Source organism: Thiomicrospira sp., from assembly GCF_036568485.1.
Classification (GTDB): domain Bacteria; phylum Pseudomonadota; class Gammaproteobacteria; order Thiomicrospirales; family Thiomicrospiraceae; genus Thiomicrospira.
On the sequence record NZ_DATCSL010000086.1, the window covers coordinates 1 to 1,130 of the forward strand.

At 45.6% G+C, this 1,130-nt stretch carries 2 protein-coding genes; both read right to left on the minus strand.

Annotated features, from left to right (window positions below):
- A partial coding sequence (locus tag VIM91_RS08620; protein ID WP_331864414.1) for an FAD-binding protein occupies positions 1 to 672 on the minus strand: 672 nt, incomplete at its 3' end.
- A 6-nt stretch (positions 673 to 678) separates the two neighbouring features.
- Positions 679 to 1,130 (minus strand): hypothetical protein (locus tag VIM91_RS08625; RefSeq protein WP_331864415.1); only part of this gene is annotated, 452 nt, incomplete at its 5' end.

Below are 1,130 nucleotides of genomic sequence, written 5' to 3' on the forward strand. Positions count from 1 at the left end.
CACAACTGCGTGCGCACCGTGTCGTTCAAGTTTTCCGGTAACAATATTCCTGACAATAATTCCACGCGCTCGGCCATCCACCAGCACGACATCCATCATTTCGCGGCGGGTGTACATTTTAACGCTTCCTTTATGAATTTCTTTGCTCAATGCGCTGTAAGCTCCTAAAAGCAATTGTTGCCCGGTTTGCCCGCGGGCGTAAAACGTACGGGAAACCAAAGCGCCACCAAATGAACGGTTGTCGAGCAATCCACCATATTCGCGGGCAAAAGGCACGCCTTGTGCCACGCACTGGTCTATAATGTTGTTGCTCACTTCGGCAAGACGGTAAACGTTTGCTTCGCGTGAGCGGTAATCTCCGCCTTTCACAGTATCGTAAAACAAGCGGTAAATACTGTCGCCGTCGTTTGGATAATTTTTCGCTGCATTGATGCCACCCTGAGCTGCGATACTGTGCGCACGTCGCGGGCTGTCCTGGATGCAGAATACTTTTACATTGAAACCCAGTTCGCCAAGGCTGGCAGCAGCTGCGCCTCCGGCAAGTCCGGTCCCCACCACAATCACGTCAATTTTGCGCTTGTTGGCTGGGTTCACCAGGTTTTGGTGTGCTTTATAATTTGTCCATTTTTCGGCTATCGGGCCTTCAGGAATTTTTGAATCAAGCTTCATCATTTCTTTTTATTTATTGAGGTAAATAAGCACTGGAATTAAAATATAGCCAAGCGTGATACCGATGGCAAGAAAGTGTCCGAGTCCTTTAATAAATGGGGTATATTTTGGATTGCTCAGCCCCAGCGACTGGAAAGCCGATTGGAAAGCATGGTCGAGATGAAAACCCAGAATCAGCAATGCAACAACATAAAATGTAACATAGCCCCTGTCCTGGAATAGGTTGACTACGACCAACCCTAAGTCCTCATAAATCAGGTTTCCATACTGAATTTCTCCTATTTCGCCAATGATACCTTTTGCAACAAAAAAGAAATTCACAAAGTGAATAACCAGGAAAAGAAAAATCAAAACGCCCGTATGAATCATGAATTTTGAAAAATACGATTGCTCCGATGTGGCTTTTTTCTTGTATCCTTTAGGCCTTGCTATCCAGTTTTGAATTTGAAGAATCACACCCA